The 2,701-nt window shown below is 67.3% G+C and carries 3 protein-coding genes; all 3 read right to left on the bottom strand.

What is annotated here, in order from left to right; all coding sequences use genetic code 11:
* A partial coding sequence (locus tag AB0M30_RS47570; RefSeq protein WP_364599285.1) for a phage tail tape measure protein occupies positions 1-1,743 on the bottom strand: 1,743 nt, incomplete at its 3' end.
* 21 nt (positions 1,744-1,764) lie between these two features.
* Positions 1,765-2,277, bottom strand: coding sequence for a hypothetical protein (locus tag AB0M30_RS47565; RefSeq protein WP_364599282.1), 513 nt, complete (start codon positions 2,275-2,277; stop codon positions 1,765-1,767).
* A complete protein-coding gene (locus AB0M30_RS47560) occupies positions 2,238-2,642 on the bottom strand; it encodes a hypothetical protein (RefSeq protein ID WP_364599279.1) in 405 nt (134 codons plus the stop codon). The genes AB0M30_RS47565 and AB0M30_RS47560 overlap by 40 nt, the downstream gene beginning before the upstream one ends.
* Positions 2,643-2,701 lie beyond the last annotated feature (59 nt).

Genomic DNA, 2,701 nt, shown 5'->3' with positions numbered 1-2,701 from the left:
CTGTACGCCCTCGAGCATCTTCGTCGCGACCGGCAGCAGTTTGTCGCCCGCCTCGATCGCGAACGCGCCGACCTGCGCCTTGGTTTCGGCGAGCTTCTGATTGAAATTCTCTTGGACTTCCGCCCAGCCCTTGACGTCTCCGGCGGGTCCTTCGGGTCCGGCGTTCATGACCGCGGCGCGGGTCGCGGCAACCTGCGCGGTGTTCTCCTCGCCGGTGAGGTTCGCCGCGACGCGGGCGGACTCCTGGTTGCCGGTGGCCTGGATCAGCATTTGCTGATACGTCTTGTCGCTGTTCTTCAGCGAGGTCAGCGCGGCATTCAGGCCGGTTGACTTGGCGTACATCTGCGCGAACTGGGCGACGATGTGCGCCTCTTCGAGATTGAGCCCGCCCTTTGTTTCCAGCGCGCCCACATTGGGTTTCAGCTCACCGGCCTTGACCTTGTCGGCGACCGCCTGCAGTTTCGGCGGCAGCGCCGCGTAGGCCTTCCCGACGTCGTCGGCGGCGGTCTTCGACTGGTTGAACGCGTCGATCATGACCTTTCCGGCCGGGCCCATGTGGTTCATGATCGCCAGCGAGATTTCCTCGAGCGTGCCCGAGAGACCCTTGCTCGAGAGGTGGTCGGCGAGGTCGGCGGCGTTGATACCGATGTTCGCCAGACCCTGTGTCATGTCCTGGCTGGGTTTCTGCAGGGTGGTGATCGCCCGGTTGAGGTTCTGCGCGGCCTGCTGCGCGGAGATGCCGTGCACGGTCATCTGAGCCAGCGACGCATACAGATCGTCAACCGGTATGTGCGCGTTGGCCGCCGATGCCTGCACCTGGCCGAGCGCGCCGGTGAACTCGCCGAACGTGGTTTTGCCGTGCGCTACCGCGGCGATCATCTGGCCGGTGACGAGCGCGGCCTGCTGCGCGGGAATGTGGTAGTCCTGCAACGTCGTGGTGACGGCGTCGACTACCTCTTTGAGGTCGGCGTGCTCCTGCGCCGCGCCCTGGGCGGCGGCCTTCATCACGATGAGGCCTTCGGCGCCATGGTATCCGCCGGACTCGACGGTGTACATGGCGCGCGAGAGATCCTGCGCCGAGTAGCCGACTTGCCCGGCCATCTCGAGCAGCCCGCGCGACACCTCGGCGAGCGCCTCTTTCTGCTCGCCCGCCGTCGTGACGAGCATCGTTTGCGAGGACTGGAAGTCAGCCGAGGCTTTCACGGCCTCGCCCATGGCGATCCCCATCGCGCCGACGCCGAGCACCGCGGCGCCCTTCATCGCGGCACCGAACGCACCGGCCTTGGCCGCTACCGCGTCCTGGCGTGCGCCGAGTGTCTCGGTCGCGCGCTGCTCGACCGCCAGCGCGGCAGTGACCTCGCCAGAGGCGGCGACGTTGGTGCGTTTCGCGCGTTCGAGTCGCTCCTCGGCGGCGATCACCTTCGTCGAGTCGACCGCGTATTTCTGCCGCGCCTCATTGAGTTGCGCCTCGGCGACACGGACCCGGCCCGCGGCATCGGCTTCGGCGTTCTTCGCGCGAATCACTCGCGACGACGCCGATTCCAGCGAGGATGCCGCAGCGTTGACTTGCGCGGTCATCGAAGCCGTCATGCCCGCGCTCGTGCCGAGCACCTTCGATTTGAACGCGTCGGCAAACCCGGTGCCCGCCTGATTGCCTGCCCGCACGGCTTCCGACACGACTTTCGCCGCCGCGGCTTCCATGCCGACGATGCGAGAGACGATGTCGAAATAGACCGGCGCCACGCTAGGGCCTCCTCACCGGGCTCACGCTGTCAATGCCTCCTCGATGGGTCTGGTGACGTCGATGTCGGACATGCGCAGTTCGCCGCGCAACATGCGTTCCAGCACCATTGGGCCGAGTGCGCGCTGCCGTGCCGCCTTTTCCTCGCGCGCTTCCCGCGCCGCGCGCTCGTGCGCTAGTTCGGGTGGGGTGACCGGCGCCCAGTCGTATTGAGCTCCGTGCGCGTTGCGGTAGTCGCCGCGATGCGCCTCGAGGACGTTGACGATCCGGGCGGCGAGCCGCTCGAGCACGGTCCAAGCCGTGTTTTTCGCGCGCTTGTACCGGCTCGTCTCGGGCAGCTGCGACACGAGAACGACGAGTTCGCGCGGTGTCATCTCGCCGGTCTGGCGCGGCCCGATGGTGCGCCAGAACTCGCCGACCCGGCGGCCCGGGTACTCACTCTGAATATCGGCCTCGATCTCGTTCGGCGCCGATTTCAGCAGGGCGATCGCCTCGCCTATTTTGGGACGCCGAGCCCGGCGCTCAGCCGCCGCCACGCCATCATCACGTCACCGGCGCGGCCGCCGGCCGCATGGAACCGTTCATACACGTGCGGATCCTCCGGGGTGTTGAGCAGCACCTTTGCGATCTCGACGAATCCGAGCGGCTTGGCGATCTGCTCGTTCTGCTCGTCGGTGAGCAACAGCGGATGCGGCACCGTGAACACCTCACCGCCGAGCGCGAACCGCACACCGGCGGAACCGAGCCCTTCGAGTGCCTGCTCGCGGAACGCGGTCAGGTCGGTGATCGCGTCGCCGTAGTCGACCGGTGCGGGCGCGGGCTTCGGTGCCGGTGCGGCGGCGAGTGGTGGGGGTACCGACTGACCGAATTCGGTCACGCTGGTCATCATCGGTTCGGACATTGCCGTTTTCCTCCTCGGGGCGTGGCTGTGGTGGCTGGGTCCCGACGTGGCGCCCAGCC

This window comes from Amycolatopsis sp. NPDC051716, from assembly GCF_040681595.1.
Taxonomy (GTDB): domain Bacteria; phylum Actinomycetota; class Actinomycetes; order Mycobacteriales; family Pseudonocardiaceae; genus Amycolatopsis.
Note: the sequence above shows the minus strand (reverse complement) of the source record. Positions and strands in the feature narration are given on the sequence as shown.

What these genes read in the sequence shown, in the direction of transcription:
- AB0M30_RS47560 (WP_364599279.1), bottom strand. Translation starts at nt 2,642, where the DNA reads ATGTCCGAACCGATGATGACCAGCGTGACCGAATTCGGTCAGTCGGTA.